The sequence below is a fragment of the Thermus sp. KWY1 genome (genome assembly GCF_057547025.1).
Map to the genome: position 1 here is coordinate 43,457 of NZ_BAAJPG010000005.1, position 15,790 is coordinate 59,246.

Here is a 15,790-nt window from a genome sequence, read left to right on the forward strand (position 1 = left end):
GGGGTGGCCATGTTCATAGACCTCAACGCCGACGCTGGGGAGTCCTATGGAGCCTTCACCTACGGTCACGACCGGGAGATCTTCCCCCTGGTGACCTCGGTGAACCTGGCCTGCGGCTTTCATGGGGGAAGCCCCACCCGCATAAGGGAGGCGGTGACTCTTGCCAAGGCCCATGGGGTGGCGGTGGGAGCCCACCCGGGCTTCCCCGACCTGGTGGGTTTTGGTCGCAGGGATATGGCCCTGAGCCCCGAGGAAGTCTATGCGGACGTCCTCTACCAGATAGGAGCCCTCTACGCCTTCCTGAAGACGGAAGGGTTAAGCCTTCACCACGTGAAGCCCCACGGGGCCCTCTACCTCAGAGCCTGTCGCGACCGGGAAACCGCCCGGGCCATCGCCGAGGCGGTGAAGGCCTTTGACCCCGAAGTGCCCTTGGTGGTGCTTCCCAGCACGGTGTACGAGGAGGAGGCCCGGAGGGCAGGGCTAAGGGTGGTCCTCGAGGCTTTTCCCGAACGGGCGTATCTGAAAAACGGCCAGCTGGCCCCCCGCTCCCTCCCGGGAAGCTGGATCAGCGATCCCAAGGAGGCAGCCAGGCGGGCCCTCAGGATGGTTCTAGAAGGAAAAGTCGAGGCCCTGGATGGCGGGGAAGTGGAGGTCAAGGCGGAAACCCTTTGCATCCACGGGGACAACCCCAACGCCCCCGAGGTGGCACTGGCGGTGCGCAAGGCGCTGGAGGAAGCAGGGATAGAGGTGAGACCCTTCTAGAAAGCAGTCGGCTCATCGCCAGGTCCCTTTTCTCCACAAAGGCGTAGACTTCCCTCATAGCCCTCTTCTTAAGTCCGCTAATCCTGTAAACCATTCCAGTTTAAAGCGTTAAGCCCAGGGGGGCTGACCCCCCTGGGCTTCCTTCAGGTTTCGGTCAGGTGCCAGCGTACCTCGAGGCCCGAAGCCCCGCCTGGGCTGCGGCAAGCCGGGCGGTAAGCACCCTGAAGGGGCTCGCCGAGGTGTAATCCAGGAGGTCGGCCACAAAGGCCACGCTGCGGGCCTCGCCCCCATGTTCCCCGCAAAGCCCTACCTTAAGCCTGGGGTTAGCCCGCTTCCCTTCCTGCACCGCAAGCCGAAGAAGCCTTCCCACCCCCTTCTCGTCCAGGCGCTCCGTGGGGTCGAAGGGGAAAAGCCCTTCCTCCACATACTGGGGCAGGAACTTCCCGGCATCGTCCCGGGAAAGACCAAAGGCCATCTGGGTGAGGTCGTTGGTGCCAAAGCTGAAAAAGTCCACCAGGGGAGCGATCTCCGAAGCCAGAAGGGCCGCCCTTGGAGTCTCGACCATGGTGCCGAAGGGAATGGGGCCGTACTCCCGGAAAAGCTCCTCCGCCAGGGCCTTGGCCCTTTCCACCTCCTTGGGATCTGCCACCAGGGGAACCATGACCTCCGGGCGGGGATCAAAACCCTCTTCCCTTAGCTCTTTGGCCGCTTCCAGGAGGGCCCGAAGCTGCATGCGGAAGATGCCCGGCCTGAGGAGCAAAAGCCGGATGCCCCGAAAGCCCAGCATGGGGTTCTGCTCCGCCAGGGCCTTGGCCCGCTCCCAAAGGGCCTTGGCCTCCTCGTCCCCGGCCTCCGCCTGCGCCTTCAGTTCCTCGAGGGAGGGCAGGAACTCGTGGAGGGGAGGATCCAGGAGGCGTACGGTCACCGGGAGGCCATCCATGGCCCTGAGGATGCCCTTGAAGTCCTCCTTTTGGAAGACGAAAAGCCGCTCCAAGGCCTCGGCTTCCTCCTCCGGGGTGCGGGCCAGGATCAACCGCCGAACCCAAGGCAGGCGTTCCTCCTGGAAAAACATGTGCTCGGTACGGCAAAGCCCGATCCCCTCGGCGCCGAAAGCCCGGGCCCTTTCGGCGTCCAGGGGGGTATCGGCGTTGGCCCTGACCCCCAGGGAACGGTGAGGCTCCGCCCAGGAAAGAAGCTTATGCAAAAGCTCCTCCTCGGCCGCTTCAGCCAGGGGCACCGCTCCCAGGTAAACCTCCCCGGTGCTCCCGTCCAGGGTAAGCAGCTCCCCCTCCCGGATCTCCAGGCCGTCCACCCAGGCCCGACCTTCCTCGGGAACCACCCTCAAGGCTTCCGCCCCCACCACCGCCGGCACCCCCAGGCCCCGGGCCACCACCGCCGCATGGGAGGTCAAGCCCCCCCGGGCGGTGAGGATTCCCTTGGAAAGGTACATGCCGGTGATGTCCTCGGGGGTGGTTTCCGGGCGCACCAGGATGGTGGGAAGCCCTTGGGCGGCGTAGCGCTCCGCCGCCTCGTTGCTGAAGACCGCATGGCCGAACGCCGCCCCTGGGCTTGCGGGAAGGCCCCGCAGAATGGGTTTGGGAGCCTTCTCCCGGTCCACGGTGGGCTTGAGGAGGCCGGGCAGGGCGTTGGCCTCCACCCGGAGCACGGCCTCCTCCTTGCTGATCAGGCCCTCCTCCGCCATCTCCACGGCGATGCGTACCGCGGCCTGGGCGGTGCGCTTGCCGGAGCGGGTTTGGAGCAGGTAGAGCCTCCCCCGTTCCACGGTGAACTCAAAATCCTGCATGTCGCGGAAGTGGCGCTCCAAGAGGTGGGCCACCCGCTCAATTTCCCTATAGAGCTCGGGGGCGTACTCCTTGAGGCGGGAAAGGGGCTCAGGGGTGCGGATACCCGCCACCACATCCTCACCCTGGGCGTTCCGCAGGTATTCCCCGTAGAGGCCCTTCTCCCCGGTGGCGGGGTTGCGGGTAAAGCCCACCCCGGTCCCCGAGTCCTCCCCCAGGTTCCCGTAGACCATGGCCTGGACCACCACCGCCGTGCCCAGGTCCTCCGGGATGCCGTAGATGCGGCGGTAGGTTTTGGCCCGGGGATTCAGCCAGCTGCGGAAGACCGCCTCGATGGCCCCTTGCAGCTGAAGCCAGGGGTCCATGGGGAAGGGCGTGCCCCGCTCTTGCAGGTGGCGCAGGTATTGGAAGGAAAGGGCCTCGAGGTCCTCGGGGGAAAGCTCCGTGTCGCTTTGCACACCCCGCTTCTCCTTCAAGGCGGAGAGCATGCCCTCAAAAACCTCCGCCCTCTCCCCCAAGACCACCTCCCCGTACATGGAAAGGAGCCTTCTGAAGGCATCCCAAGCGAAGCGGGGATTCCCCGTGGCCCGGGCCAGGCTTTCCACTCCTTCCAAGGAGAGGCCCAGGTTGAGGATGGTGTCCATCATCCCGGGCATGGACACCGGGGCCCCGCTCCGCACGGAAACCAAAAGGGGAGGGGTGCTCCCCTCCCCTGTGCCGAAGCGCTTGCCTACTAGGCCCTCGAGGGCCGCCAGCTTGGCCCGGACCTCCTCCCACAGGCCCGGCACCGTCCCCTCCTTGAGGAAGCGGCGGCAAGCCTCCGTGGTGATGATGAGGGCCGGGGGAACGGGAAGCCCCGCCTGGGCCATCTCCACCAGCCCAAACCCCTTGCCGCCCAAGAGATCCCGGGAAAGGCCCCGGGCCTCGGAAAGCAGATACACCTGCGTGTGCGTACCCACGCCCCCAGTTTCCCTCGGGGCATGGAAACGTGGAAAGGTGTAAGGTCCGGAGGTCTACACCGCTTCGTGCCCTACCCACCCCGACCCGGTTATGGGTAGGCTTTTCCCGTGGACTCGAGGCTCGTGGCCCTCCTCTTTGGCGTGCTCCTCGGAACGGTGAGCGAAAGCAGCCTGGCCCCTGCCCTCCCCCTCCTGGCCCGGATCTACGGGGTAGGTCCGGATACCGCCCAGCAGGCGGTTTCCGCTGGGCTTTTGGGAGCGGCCTTGGCCTATTTGCCCGTGGCCTGGCTGGCCCGCCACCTGGGTGCCGCACGGCTTTTCCGCCTGGGCCTGATCCTGCACGCCGCCTTGGCCTTGGCCCTAGCCCTGGCCTCGAGCCTTCCCTACCTCATCCTCCTCCGCCTGGCCCAGGGAGTGGCCACCGCCATGGTGGTGGGCCTGGTGCCCGGCCTGGCCACCAGCGCCTTTCCCCAGGCCCGGGGTTACGCCATGGGCATGGTGGCCAGCACCGTGGCCACCGGCACCCTCTTGGGCCCTGCCCTTGGAGGCTTGGCCGCCACCTGGGGCCTTTCCTATGTCTTTCTCCTCCCCCTTCCCGTGGGGCTTCTCGCCCTCTTGCTCTCAGGCAACCTTCCGGAACTTCCCAGGCAGGAAGGCTCTCTAAGGCGCTTGCTCGAGGCCTCTGGGTTCCTTCAGGCCCTCGCGGCCACCTCCCTGTACTTCCTCCACACCCTGGGCACCACCGTGGCCTTGGCCTTCCACCTGGGGGCAGAGGGGTTCTCCCCCAGCGCCATCGGCACCCTTCTCCTCCTCAACCCCTTGCAACTTCTCCTCCTGGGTGCCTGGGCCGGCCGCACCGCGGACCGCCTGGGGTACAACCGCATGGCCCTTCTTGGGGCCTACCTCCTGGTGGCCGCGGGCGTGGGCTTCGCCCTCTTGCCCCTTTGGCATCCCCTCTGGGGCTCGGCCTTGGGGCTCCTCCTCCTGGGGATAGGGCGGGCCCTTTTTCAAGCGGCCAACAACGCCCTGGTGCTTTCCCTGGCGCCTGGGGGCCTCGAGGGGCTGGCCTCGGGTGCCCTGTCCGTGGCCCGGGCCCTGGGCCAAGCCCTGGGAAGCGCCCTGGCCGGGGGTTCCCTGGCCTTCTTCTACGCCGTCCTTCCCAACCACCGCCTGGCCTTCGCCGCCACCCTCTTGCTCCTCACAGGCCTCATGGGCCTTTCCGCCTGGCTGGTGCGGGCCAGGGGTTAAGGGCCAGGCCACGCTCCGGAGGAGCAAAAGGAGCGTAGCATGTAGCCATGCTGGACGATGCGCTGAGGCCCATCCACGGTGGGCCCGATGGGGGTCCTGAGCCCCTCTACGACTTCTCCACCAACGCCAACGCCCTGGGGCCCAACCCGGTGATCCTGGAGTACCTCAGGCAGGCCGATCCAAGCCGCTACCCGGACCCCCTCTACCGCAGAACCCACCGCCTCCTGGCCGAGGCCCACGGGGTTCCGGAAAGCCACGTGGCCGTGGGCACGGGCACCAGCGAACTCATCCACCGCCTGGCCCGCTGGAACCCCCTCAGGGGCCCCATCCTCCTCCTTAAGCCCACCTTCAGCGAGTACGCCAGGGCTGCGCGGGCCCTGGATCTGCCCCTTTTTGAAGCGGGAAGCCCGGAGGAGTTCCTGAGGCTTCTACCCCAGAGCTCCTTGGCCTTCCTCTGCGTGCCCAACAACCCCACGGGGGAGGTGTACCCCTTCCTGGAGGAGGCCGCACAACGGGCCGGGGGGGCCTTGGTGTTGGATTTGGCCTATTACCCCCTTATGGAAAAGCCCTTTCCCCTGCCCCAAGGAGCTTGGCGCCTGTACAGCCCCAACAAGGCTCATGGCCTCACTGGGATACGGGCCGGGTACCTTTTGGCCCCCATGGACCTCACTTCCTTCCGCCATCTGGCTCCTTCCTGGCCGGTTTCCGTCTACGGGGAGGCCCTCCTCTTAGGCCACCTGGACCCAGAGGCCCAGGGGTGGTTGGAGGAGAGCAAAAGGGAACTCATCCGCCTGCGCCGTCTCCTGGCCCAGGGCCTACGGGAGCTAGGCCTACCGGTGCGGGAAAGCCCGGCCAACTTCCTCCTGGCGCGGGTGGGGCAGCAGGCCACGGAGGTGGCCAGGAGGCTAAGGGAAAGGGGCATACGGGTAAGGGACGCCACCAGCTTTGGCCTGCCCGGGTGGCTAAGGCTTTCCGCCCAAAGAGAGGAGGCTATAGAGGCGCTCCTGGCAGCCCTCGCCGAGGCCCTGGCCGCGAGGATCTGATGGAGGACAGAACCCTGATGAGCGTGGAAAAGGGGTGGCTTAAAACATGGCCCTGGTTCCCCTCGCCTAGGGCACCTCGGCCCACTGGGCCAAGCCTGAAGGCCCAGAACGGCTGGGAGGGAACAGCGAAGGCTTGCACGTTGGCCAAGACCTCCTTCGTACCGGTTCTGGAGGTTCAGGGTGAAGGCTAAGGCGCTCATCATCTGGGGGACGGGAAGCGGGGTGGGAAAAAGCCTCATCACCGCTGGGCTCCTCAGGCACTTTAAGCGCATGGGCCTCCGGGCAGCTCCCTTTAAGGCCCAGAACATGTCCAACCACTCCCGGGTGGTGGCGGGCGGGGAGATGGCCAGCGCCCAGTGGCTCCAGGCGGTGGCGGCAGGGACCGAACCCGATCCTCGCATGAATCCCATCCTCATCAAGCCCATGGGCCTCGAGGGAAGCCAGGTGGTGGTCCTGGGCCGGGTGGACCCCCTTCTTTCCCGGCTTTCGTGGAAGGAGCGTAGACCCCATCTGGAGGCTCCCGTACGGGAAGCCCTGGAGGCCTTGGGGAAGGAGTTCGACGTCCTGGTCCTCGAGGGGGCAGGAAGCCCGGTGGAGCGGAACCTTTGGCCGGACCTCCCCAACCTTCAGGTGGCGGAGTGGGCGGGGGCCCAGGCCCTCCTGGTGGCCGACGTGGACCAGGGAGGGTCCCTGGCCGCCCTCTACGGCACCTGGGCCCTGCTGGGGGAGCACCGCGAGAGGCTCCTTGGCTTCGTCCTCAACAAGTTCCGGGGGGACATCCGCTTGCTGGAACCCGCCTACCGCCTCCTGGAGGGCTGGACGGGAATCCCGGTCCTAGGCACGCTGCCCATGCTTCCCCTGGAGTTGCCCGAGGAGGATGGATTCCGCCACCACCCGAGAAAGAGCCTGGGCCCAAAGGTGGCCATCCTCCGCTACCCCCATGCCTCCAACCTGGACGAGTTCTGGCCTCTTTCGGAACTCGCCCAGCCTGTGCACGCCCGTACCCCCGAGGAGGCCCAGGGAGCCGAGCTCCTAATCCTGCCGGGAAGCCGCCTGCCCGCCAAGGACCTGGCCTGGCTCCAGGGCTTCCTACCCCTCCTGCGGGCCCACCTCGAGGCGGGAAAACCTGTGCTGGCCATCTGCGGGGGAGCGGAGATGCTGGCCCAGGCCATCCTTGACGAGGAGGGGGTGGAGGCCAAGGGGGTTTTCCCAGGCCTAGGCCTCCTTCCCTTCCAGGTGCGGATGCTCAGGGAGAAAACCGTACGCCCGGCCGGGGTGGTCTTCCGGGGGCTTTCCGGCTTCTGGGCCAGGTTGAACGGCCTGAGGGCCCAGGGCTACGAGATCCACCACGGCCAGGGGATCCCCTTGGCGCACCAGGAGGGGCCCCTTCTCGCCACCTGGCTTCACGGCCTTTTGGAAAATCCTGGGGTGCAGCGGGCCCTCTTCGGCCAGGAGGCCAAGGCCCTGGAGGCAGTCCTGGACCAGCTGGCCGACGCCTTAGAGGAGCACCTGGACCTCGAGCACCTCCACCGCCACCTAGGGCTTAGGCCAAACCCTTCCCCAGCGCCCAGGGGGAAAGCGGAATCCCTTGACCCCCCACCTCCCCCCGGCCTCATCCTCCTCCTGGGCGGGGCCAGGAGCGGGAAAAGCCGCCACGCCCAAAGGCTTGCCGGCCCCTGGGCCACCCTCATCGCCACCGCGGAGGCCCGGGATGGGGAGATGGCGGAGAGGATCGCCCGCCACCAGGCGGAACGTCCCCCCACCTGGGAAACCCTGGAAGAACCTTTGGACCTGGTGGAAGCCCTTAAGAGGGCCCGTTACCCCACGGTGGTGGTGGACTGCGTCACCCTTTGGGTTTCCAACCTTCTGGAGAGGGACCGCGATCCTCTCGCGGAAGCCCGGCAGTTCCTGGAAGCGGTCTCCTCCAGCGGCAAGCGGGTCATCGTCATCTCCAACGAGGTGGGGATGGGGATCGTTCCCACAAACCCCCTGGCCCGGCGCTACCGGGACCTCTTGGGAGAGGTGAACGCCCTGCTGGCGAAGGCGGCCCAGGAGGTCTACCTGCTTATTGCAGGCAGACCCCTGAAGCTTTAGGAGAGCAGGTGGCGCATGCGTTTTTGGATCACCCGGGTAGCCCAAAGGGGGTTGATCCGGTAAAGCACATCCATGCTCCTGGCATCCTGGCCCAGGAGTATGCGGAAGGCATCCCGCTCCACTCCATCCAGTAGCATCTTCGCCGCCTTCGCTGGCTCCAGGATAGGGATCCTGGCTTCCCCACCCACCCTCGGTGCCTCAACCCCCGAGTGCTCGGCAATAGCCGTGCGCATGGCCCCCGGCAAAACCAGGGTAACCCGCACGGAGGTACCTTGGAGCTCCGCCCAAAGCCCCTCGGTGAGCAGCTTGAGGGCAGCCTTAGAGACTCCATAGACTGTCTGCCCCGGTACGGGCAGAAATCCCCCCATGCTGGACACGTTGACCAGATGGGCCTCAGGCCGGGCCAAAAGCAGGGGTAAAAAGGCCTTTATCATGTAGAGGGTACCGTAGAAGTTTACCCGCATCACCCGTTCTATGGTGGCGTAGTCCAGGTCCTGCAAGCGCTTGAAAGGCTGGATGATGCCTGCATTGTTGATGAGGCCATCCACGGCTCCATGTATGGCCACCACCTCCTGGGGAAGGGCTTCCACCCGTTCCCTATCGGTGATATCCAGCTGGTGAAGGCTTAAACTGGCCCCTTTGGCCCCTGCCTGCTCCCTGGTGGCCTCGAGGCCCTCCCGCCTTAGGTCCACCGCCGCCACCCGGGCACCCCGGTATAGCAGCTCCAGGGTGAGCGCCTGCCCTAAGCCACTTCCCGCCCCAGTGACCACCATCACCTTGCCTGCCAACCTCATCTGAACCCCTATTTCCAGGGTACACCCCGAGCCCTCCGAAAGGGCTCGGGGCATCCCGGGGGTATCCCGGGGACCTCTTGGACCAGATCTAGGCAGCTAGACCCTTCCCCTAGCCTCCCACCTCTCCCGCAGCCGGGCGAAGAGGGCCTCCACCTTCTCCTTGGGGAGGATCACCTGTTCCGTGCGCCCCCGGCCAATCAGGTCCCCAAGCTCGTTGTAGGCCTCCATGTTGGCGTAAACCCGGTTCCCCTCCGTGCGCTCGTGGTAAGCGACGATCCTCACCCGCATTCCCGGAAGCGCCGAGGCCAGGTGGCGCACCTCCACGTAGCTGCCGATTCCCTCCTCCCCCTCCTCCAGGAAGGGGAGGATGATCTTGCGTCCGGCCAGCTCCATGTGCTTGGCCATCCAGTAGGTGGCGTAAACGGGATGGACTGGGCCGAGCTCCTCGAAGTTCACGGTCATCTCGGGGGTGACCACGGTCTCAAAAACCGCCTGGAAGCCAGGGGGAATGGGACGCATGGCTACTTCTTTCTCAGATCCACAACCCGCCTCAGCTTCCCCCCCTCGCTCCTCGGGGCCTCCCCCGGGGCCAGGAGGGTCACCTTCATGCTCACCCCGATGCTGTCCTTGATCTTGTGGGCCACCTTCTCCCTGAGGGCGTGGAGGCGGTGGTCCGCCTCGATGACCTCATCGGAAAGGGCTTTGCGCCCGATCTCCTGGAAGAAGGCTTCGGAAACCTCCACCTTGAGCTCGGCCTCGTCCAGGGTACCCTCCCGCCGCACCACGATCTGGTAGTAGGGCTCCACCTCGGGTATGCCCGAAAGCACCGCCTCCACCTGCGTGGGGTACACGTTGACCCCGCGGATGATGAGCATGTCGTCGGTGCGGCCCAGGATGGGGCCCATGCGCACGTGCGTGCGGCCGCAGGAGCAGGCCTCGTAGGTGAGGAAGGTGAGGTCCCCGGTCCAGTACCGCAAGAGGGGCATGGCCTCCTTGGTGAGGGTGGTGAAGACCAAAACCCCCACCTTGCCCTCGGGAAGGGGCTCGCCGCTATCCGGGTCCACCACCTCGGGCAGGAAGTGGTCCTCCCAGATGTGGCTCCCCTGCCGTTCCTCCACGCACTCGTTGGCAACCCCGGGACCGATGATCTCGGAAAGCCCGTAGATGTTGGTGCTCCTCACCCCAAGCCCCTCGTCCACCTGCTTCCGGATGGTCTCGGTCCAGGGCTCAGCGCCCAGCACGGCGTATTCCAGGGAGAGCTCCTTCGGGGAAACCCCCCGCTTCCTGAACTCCTCCGCCAGGGTCTGGGCGTAGGAGGGGGTGCAGGAGATCACCTCCGGGCGGAAGTCCTGAATGAGCATGAGCTGCCGCTCCGTCATGCCGCCGGAAACGGGGACCACCGTCATTCCCAAGGCCTCCGCCCCCCCGTGCAGACCCAAGCCCCCGGTGAAAAGCCCGTAGCCATACGCGTTGTGGAGCATCATCCCCGGCCTAGCCCCCGCCGCGGCCAGGGAGCGGGCCACCACCTCCGCAAAGACCTGGAGGTCGTTTTTGGTGTAGCCCACCACGGTGGGCTTGCCGGTGGTGCCGCTGCTGGCGTGGATGCGCGCCAGCTTTTCCCGGGGCACGGCAAAGAGGCCAAAGGGGTAGTTTTCCCTGAGGTGGTCCTTCTTGGTAAAGGGGAGCTTAGGGAGGTCCTCGAGGGTCCGCACTCCCTTCGGGTCCACCCCTGCCTCGTCCAGAAGCCGCCGGTAGAAGGGCACCCTCTCGTACACGTAGGCCACGATGTTGCTAAGCCTTTCCTCCTGCAAAGCCCTGAGCTTTTCCCTGGACAGGGTTTCCAATTCCGGTTGGTACATCTCCCTCCACCTCCTTGCATCAAGGGTTCTGCCCGGAAGGTAGCCCTTCCCCTGCACCGGGAAAGGCATCTCCTCCCAGGCGAAACACCGTTCCCGTGAATAAGGCCACCAGCTTCCCTTCGGACACCACCTCCACCCGGTAGGTGGCGGTGCGCCGGGAGAGGTTGACCTCCTGGGCCCTCGCCTCCACCCGCGCCCCGGCGGAAAGGGGACGGAAGTAATCCATGCGGCAGGATAGGGCCACGGCAGGCCCCCGGGAGTTGGAGGCCAGGGCGAAGGCGCTATCGGCGAGGGCATAGAGGAATCCTCCATGCGCGGTGCCGTGGAGGTTTAAGTGCGCCTCCCCCACCACCCCGGCCACCACCGCCTCCCCCGGGGCCAGGTGCTGAATCTGAAGGCCCAAGGTTCGCATGAAGGCATCCTCCAGGCGTTCGCCCTGGGAAGCAGCCTGCCCCATTCCCTACCCCTCCTCCAGGTGCTCGCTTGGCGTAACCGCCACGTCCGACTCCTGGGAAAGCCCCAAATAAGCCTCCACCACCCGGGGATCCTGCCTCAGAGCCTCCGCGGGCCCCTCGAGGACCATCTCCCCCGCCTCCAGCACCAGCCCGCGATCGGCCAAGGCCAAGGCCACCTTGGCGTTTTGCTCCACCACCAGGAGGGTGGTCCCCTGGCCCTTAAGCTCCCTCAGGATGCGGTAGATCTCCTGCACCATCAGGGGAGCCAGGCCCAGGGAGGGCTCGTCCAGAAGGAGAAGCCGGGGCCTGGCCATAAGGGCGCGCCCGATGGCCAGCATCTGCTGCTCCCCACCGGAAAGGGTGCCGGCGGGCTGCTTCCTCCTTTCCAAAAGCCTGGGGAAAAGGGTGTAGACCCTTTCCAGGTCCGGCCTCAGGTTCTCCCTGCGGCGAAAACGGGTAAAGCCTCCCAGGAGGAGGTTGTCCTCCACGGAAAGCCCGGGGAAAAGGGCCCGGCCCTCCGGCACCAGCACCAGACCCCGGGAAAGAAGGGCCTCCGGGCTTCGCCCCCGCACCTCCGCCCCGTCCAGGAAGACCTTCCCCTCCGCCTGGGCCAAGCCCAAGAGCCCCCTCAGGACGCTGGTCTTCCCCGCTCCGTTGGGGCCGATGAGGGTAAGGGCCTCCCCCTCCTTTAGGGAGAAACTCACCTCCCGCACCGCCTCGAGGGGCCCGTAGCGCACGGTGAGACCCTGAACGGAAAGGAGACTCATGCCACCTCCTCCTCTCCCAAGTAGGCCGCCCGCACCAAGGGGTTCCTCTGGACCTCCTTGGGCGTGCCCTCGGCGATCTTCTCCCCGTAGTTCATCACCACCACCCGGTCTGCCAGGCCCATGATGAGGTCCATGTCATGGTCCACGATGAGCACCGTGTAGCCCTCCCTGACCAGAGAGCGGAGGAGGGAGGCAAGCTCCCGCTTCTCCTGGGCCCTGAGCCCCGCGGCCGGCTCGTCCAGGAGGAGCACCTCGGCCCCCGAGGCCAGGAGCCGGGCGATCTCCAGCAAGCGCTGCTGGCCCACGGAAAGGCGCTCCGCCTTTTCCAGGGCCAAGGACTCCAGCCCCACCCGCTTCAAGGCCCGGTAGGCGGTGGCCAAGGCCCGCTCCTCTTCCTTCCGGGAAAGGCCCAGCAGCGCCTGGATAAAGCCCGCCCGGGTACGGCTGTACGTGCCCAAAGCGGCGTTTTCCAGCACCGTGAGCTCCAGGAAAAGGTGCGGGTGCTGGAAGGTGCGCCCCAGACCCAGGGAGTGGATCCGGTAGGGAGGAAGCCCCGTGATGTCCTTACCGAAGAGACGGACCTGGCCCCGGTCGGGGAGCAAGGCCCCCGCCACCAGGTTGAAGGTGGTGCTCTTCCCCGCCCCGTTGGGGCCGATCAAGGCCAGGATCTCCCCCCGCCTCAGGTTGAAGGAAACCCCTGCCACCGCCATCAGTCCCCCGAAGGACTTCTGCAGGTCCTGGACCTCCAGAACCACCTCACCCCGGGGGCCGTCGGGGCTCTTGAGGGAAAGGGGTTCCGCCTTGGGTAGCCCTGGGTCCCGGCTCGGCAGGTACCGCTCCACCATGGGCCAGAGGCCCTTGGGGGCCAGGATGAGGATCAGGGCCAGAATGAGGCCATAGCCGATGGTCTCGTAGTTGCCCTGTTGCCCCAAGAGGAGGGGCAGGAGATCCTTTAGCCAGTCCTCGAGGCCGGTGAAAAAGGCCGCCCCCAGCATCACCCCGGGGATGCTCCCCACTCCCCCGGCCACGGCCATCACCAGGTACTTGATGGAAGCCTCCAGGGAAAAGGGCGTGGGGTTGACGAAGCGCAGGAAGTGGGCGTACAGGAAACCCGCCAGGCCGGCTATAACCCCCGAGAGCAAAAAGGCTTTGAGCCTGAGGGCTGCCGGGTCCACGCCGAAGCTGGCCGCCGCCAGGGCATCCCCCCTCAGGGCCAAAAGGGCCCGCCCGATACGGCTTTGGCGCAGGTTGTAAAGGGCCAGGACCAGGAGGACCAGGAGGAAAAGGGTGAGGAAGGCGTAGCGGAAGCCGGTGTCCAGGGAGATGCCGAAGAGGTGGATCGGGGGAAGATCCGTTAGCCCCGTATGCCCCCCGGTGAGCCCCACCAGGTTCCCCGCCAGGATGTACAGGGCCACCTGCCAGGCGATGGTGGAAAGAGGAAGAAAATGCCCCTTAAGCCGCACCGTCAGGGCACCCAGGAGCAAAGCCAAAAGAAGGGCGGAGAGGAGCCCGGCCCCAAGCCCAAGCCAAGGGGAAAGCCCAGCCTTGACCGTGAGGAGGGCGGTGGCGTAGGCCCCCATGCCCATGAAGGCCGCCTGGGCGAAGCTGGTCATCCCTGCCAGACCCGTGAGCACGTAGAGGGAGAGGGCCACCATGGCGGAGAGGGCGAAGAAGTTCAGGAGGGTGAGGTAGTAGGGGAAGGGGGACAGGGCCAGGGGCAACAGGAGCAACAAAAACCAGAGGTAGCGCATCACTCCTCCACCGTTCGCGCCCGCAGGCTCTGGTAGAAGAGAGCGGGCACCAAGAGCAGGAAGACCAAGGCCTCCTTGTAGGCGCTGGCGTAGAAGCTGGTGAAGCTCTCAAAGAAGCCCACAAGGAGGGCTCCCAAAAAGGCCACCGGGTAGCTGGCAAGCCCCCCCAGGATGGCGGCCACGAACCCTTTAAGCCCCAGCATGAAGCCCATGAAGTAGGCGGCGTTGATGAGGGGGGCCAAGAGAAGCCCGGAAAAAGCCGCCAAGAGGCTGGCGATGCCGAAGGCCACCATCCCCGCTTCCTCCGGGCGTATCCCCAAGAGCCTGGCCCCAAGCCGGTTCTCCGCCGCCGCCAAAAGCGCCTTTCCGAAAAGGGAAAAACGGAAGAAGAGGTAAAGGGCCATCAGGCTCAAAGCGGCGAAGAGGAGGACCAGAACCCCCTGCCAGGAGAGGCCCACCACCACCTCTCCCGAAAGGAGAGGGGCGGGACGGAACTGCTCGGGACCGAAGAAGACGAGGCCCAACCCCTGGTAGGCCACGTGGAGGCCCACGGCCATGATGAGGAGGGAAAGCACCGTGGCCCCCCGCATGGGCTGGAAGAAGACCCGGTAGGTGGCCACCCCCAGGTACACCACGAGGAGCACCGCCGCCAGGTAGGCCAAGGGAGGAACCCCTTTAGCTAGAAGGAAGAGGAGGAAAAGCCCCACCCCGCCCACAAGGGGCAGAAGGGCTCCCCGGCCCCGGGCCATGAGGGCCCAGGCCCCTCCCAGGGCCAGGGCCAGCCACAGGGTGCCGGGGAGCTTGCCCTCGAGGAGCCACACCAGGGAAAGGGGGGCGAACATCAGAAGCTCCCCGATGGGCACCAGGATCACCCGGGTGACGGCAAAGACCAGAACCAGGGACAGGGCCAGAAGGCCGTAGACCACCCCGTTTTGCAATCCGTCCAAGAGGAGGAAGCTGAGGATGGTGGCGTCCATGGCTTAGCGGAAGATGCGCTCCAGTTTCCAGCGGCCGTTCTCCACCCGGACCATCACCGCGGCATCCTCAAAGCGCAGGCCCAGGTGGTCCTCCTTGCTGAAGGTGAAGACCCCGTGGGTGGCCACCAGGTTCCGGGTGGCCTCGATCTCGTCCCGCAAGGCAGCGCGGAAGGCGGCGAGGTCCTTGGCCGGGTCAGCCCGCTTCAAGGCCCGCTCCAGGGCCGGCTTTAGGATCAGCCAGGCATCCCAGGCATGGGCGCCGAAGGTGGAGTAGCTGCCGATGCCGTACTTGGCCTCGTAACGCTGGATGTAGTCCAGGGCCACCCGCTTGCTGGGGAAGGTGCCGGGAAGTTGCTCCGCCACCAGGATGGGCCCGGCCGGGAGAAGGGTGCCCTCCACGTCCTTGCCCCCCACCCGCAGGAAGTCGGGGTTGGCCACCCCGTGGGTCTGGTAGATGAGGCCGGCATAGGCCCGCTCCTTCAGGGTGCGCTGGGGAAGCACGGCGGGGGTGCCGCTGGCCCCGATCAAGACCGCATCGGGCCGCCGGGCGATGATGCGCAGCACCTGGCCGGTTACGGAGGTATCCGTCCGGTTGTAGCGCTCGCTGGCCACCACCTGCAGGCCCTTGGCCTTGGCCTCCGCCTCGAAGAAGCGGGCCCAGCCCTCCCCGTAGGCGTCGTTAAACCCGATGTAGGCCACGGTCTTGACCCCCCTGGCCACCATGTCCGCCACGATGGCCCGGGCCATGAGCTCCTCCGTCTGGGGGGTCTTGAAGACCCAGTGCCGCTGGGCGTCCACGGGGTAGATGATGTCCTTGCTGGCCGCCAGGGAGATCATGGGCACCTTGGCCTCGGCCACCACAGGGATCATGCCCAAGGAAGCCGGGGTGGTGGTGGTGCCGATAATGGCCACCACTCCCTCCTCCACCAGACGGCGGGTATTCCGCACCGCCTGGGTGGTATCCGAGGCATCGTCCAGGATCACGAACTGCACCTTGCGCCCAGCCACGCCCCCCGTGCGGTCCAGCATCTCCTGGAGCATGAGGAAGGTGTTCCGCTCGGGAATGCCCAAGGAAGCGGCAGGGCCGGTGGCCGAAACCACCACACCCATCTTGAGTGCCTCCTGGGCCATGGCCGAAAGGCCTAAAACCAACAGGGCTACCAACCAGCGCTTCATCTTCTTCCCCTCCTTCGTCTCTTTCCCACCGCCTATTCCCACCGGGCGAGACCCGGATTGGGTCTAACTAACGATCGTTTGCCTTCCAGTTTAACCAGGGACT

The 15,790-nt window shown here is 66.1% G+C and carries 13 protein-coding genes; 4 read left to right on the top strand and 9 right to left on the bottom strand.

What is annotated here, in order from left to right:
* Positions 1-9 precede the first annotated feature (9 nt).
* On the top strand, positions 10-762 hold the full coding sequence (locus AC27GT_RS01355) for a LamB/YcsF family protein (RefSeq protein ID WP_015716959.1): 753 nt from the start codon (positions 10-12) through the stop codon (positions 760-762).
* A gap of 154 nt (positions 763-916) precedes the next feature.
* Here AC27GT_RS01355 and ppdK read toward each other — a convergent pair whose 3' ends face one another.
* Positions 917-3,523, bottom strand: coding sequence for a pyruvate, phosphate dikinase (gene ppdK / locus AC27GT_RS01360; protein WP_041438236.1), 2,607 nt, complete (start codon positions 3,521-3,523; stop codon positions 917-919).
* Between the two features lie 108 nt (positions 3,524-3,631).
* On the opposite strand from ppdK, the gene AC27GT_RS01365 reads away from it, so the two are divergent.
* From AC27GT_RS01365 to AC27GT_RS01375, 3 genes are all read left to right on the top strand, one after another.
* Positions 3,632-4,771, top strand: coding sequence for an MFS transporter (locus tag AC27GT_RS01365; protein WP_015716957.1), 1,140 nt, complete (start codon positions 3,632-3,634; stop codon positions 4,769-4,771).
* 47 nt (positions 4,772-4,818) lie between these two features.
* Positions 4,819-5,814, top strand: a complete 996-nt coding sequence (locus AC27GT_RS01370) for a pyridoxal phosphate-dependent aminotransferase (protein WP_054392270.1) — start codon at positions 4,819-4,821, stop codon at positions 5,812-5,814.
* A gap of 180 nt (positions 5,815-5,994) precedes the next feature.
* A complete protein-coding gene (locus AC27GT_RS01375) occupies positions 5,995-7,908 on the top strand; it encodes a cobyric acid synthase (RefSeq protein ID WP_015716955.1) in 1,914 nt (637 codons plus the stop codon).
* On the opposite strand, the gene AC27GT_RS01380 is transcribed toward AC27GT_RS01375, so the two are convergent.
* From AC27GT_RS01380 to AC27GT_RS01415, 8 genes are all read right to left on the bottom strand, one after another.
* Entirely contained in the window at positions 7,905-8,702 is a 798-nt protein-coding gene (locus AC27GT_RS01380; protein ID WP_487223414.1) for an SDR family NAD(P)-dependent oxidoreductase, read from the bottom strand. The two genes, AC27GT_RS01375 and AC27GT_RS01380, sit on opposite strands and share 4 nt — an antisense overlap.
* Positions 8,703-8,798: 96 nt before the next feature.
* Positions 8,799-9,221 carry a thioesterase family protein gene (locus AC27GT_RS01385; RefSeq protein WP_287930011.1) on the bottom strand — a complete coding sequence of 141 codons (423 nt, stop codon included), beginning with the start codon at positions 9,219-9,221 and terminating at the stop codon, positions 8,799-8,801.
* A gap of 2 nt (positions 9,222-9,223) precedes the next feature.
* Positions 9,224-10,561, bottom strand: a complete 1,338-nt coding sequence (locus tag AC27GT_RS01390) for a phenylacetate--CoA ligase family protein (protein WP_487223415.1) — start codon at positions 10,559-10,561, stop codon at positions 9,224-9,226.
* A gap of 19 nt (positions 10,562-10,580) precedes the next feature.
* Positions 10,581-11,018 (bottom strand): hydroxyphenylacetyl-CoA thioesterase PaaI, encoded by a 438-nt coding sequence (gene paaI, locus AC27GT_RS01395; RefSeq protein WP_487223416.1) that lies wholly within the window; start codon positions 11,016-11,018, stop codon positions 10,581-10,583.
* A gap of 3 nt (positions 11,019-11,021) precedes the next feature.
* Positions 11,022-11,783: an ABC transporter ATP-binding protein gene (locus AC27GT_RS01400; RefSeq protein WP_487223417.1), complete on the bottom strand. Its 762-nt coding sequence runs from the start codon at positions 11,781-11,783 to the stop codon at positions 11,022-11,024.
* Complete coding sequence (locus tag AC27GT_RS01405) at positions 11,780-13,534, bottom strand: branched-chain amino acid ABC transporter ATP-binding protein/permease (RefSeq protein WP_015716949.1); 1,755 nt, start codon at positions 13,532-13,534, stop codon at positions 11,780-11,782. The genes AC27GT_RS01400 and AC27GT_RS01405 overlap by 4 nt, the downstream gene beginning before the upstream one ends.
* Positions 13,534-14,511: a branched-chain amino acid ABC transporter permease gene (locus AC27GT_RS01410; RefSeq protein WP_038069047.1), complete on the bottom strand. Its 978-nt coding sequence runs from the start codon at positions 14,509-14,511 to the stop codon at positions 13,534-13,536. Before AC27GT_RS01410 ends, AC27GT_RS01405 begins: the two co-directional genes overlap by 1 nt.
* Before the next feature lie 3 nt (positions 14,512-14,514).
* Positions 14,515-15,687, bottom strand: a complete 1,173-nt coding sequence (locus AC27GT_RS01415; RefSeq protein ID WP_126165637.1) for an ABC transporter substrate-binding protein — start codon at positions 15,685-15,687, stop codon at positions 14,515-14,517.
* Between the last annotated feature and the right edge of the window lie 103 nt (positions 15,688-15,790).

Excerpts from the sequence above, each read along its gene's own strand:
- AC27GT_RS01390 (WP_487223415.1), bottom strand. The coding sequence starts at position 10,561 with ATGTACCAACCGGAATTGGAAACCCTGTCCAGGGAAAAGCTCAGGGCT.
- AC27GT_RS01410 (WP_038069047.1), bottom strand. The coding sequence starts at position 14,511 with ATGGACGCCACCATCCTCAGCTTCCTCCTCTTGGACGGATTGCAAAAC.
- AC27GT_RS01385 (WP_287930011.1), bottom strand. The coding sequence starts at position 9,221 with ATGCGTCCCATTCCCCCTGGCTTCCAGGCGGTTTTTGAGACCGTGGTC.
- AC27GT_RS01400 (WP_487223417.1), bottom strand. The coding sequence starts at position 11,783 with ATGAGTCTCCTTTCCGTTCAGGGTCTCACCGTGCGCTACGGGCCCCTC.
- AC27GT_RS01405 (WP_015716949.1), bottom strand. The coding sequence starts at position 13,534 with ATGCGCTACCTCTGGTTTTTGTTGCTCCTGTTGCCCCTGGCCCTGTCC.
- AC27GT_RS01370 (WP_054392270.1), top strand. The coding sequence starts at position 4,819 with ATGCTGGACGATGCGCTGAGGCCCATCCACGGTGGGCCCGATGGGGGT.
- AC27GT_RS01415 (WP_126165637.1), bottom strand. The coding sequence starts at position 15,687 with ATGAAGCGCTGGTTGGTAGCCCTGTTGGTTTTAGGCCTTTCGGCCATG.
- AC27GT_RS01355 (WP_015716959.1), top strand. The coding sequence starts at position 10 with ATGTTCATAGACCTCAACGCCGACGCTGGGGAGTCCTATGGAGCCTTC.
- paaI (WP_487223416.1), bottom strand. The coding sequence starts at position 11,018 with ATGGGGCAGGCTGCTTCCCAGGGCGAACGCCTGGAGGATGCCTTCATG.
- AC27GT_RS01380 (WP_487223414.1), bottom strand. The coding sequence starts at position 8,702 with ATGAGGTTGGCAGGCAAGGTGATGGTGGTCACTGGGGCGGGAAGTGGC.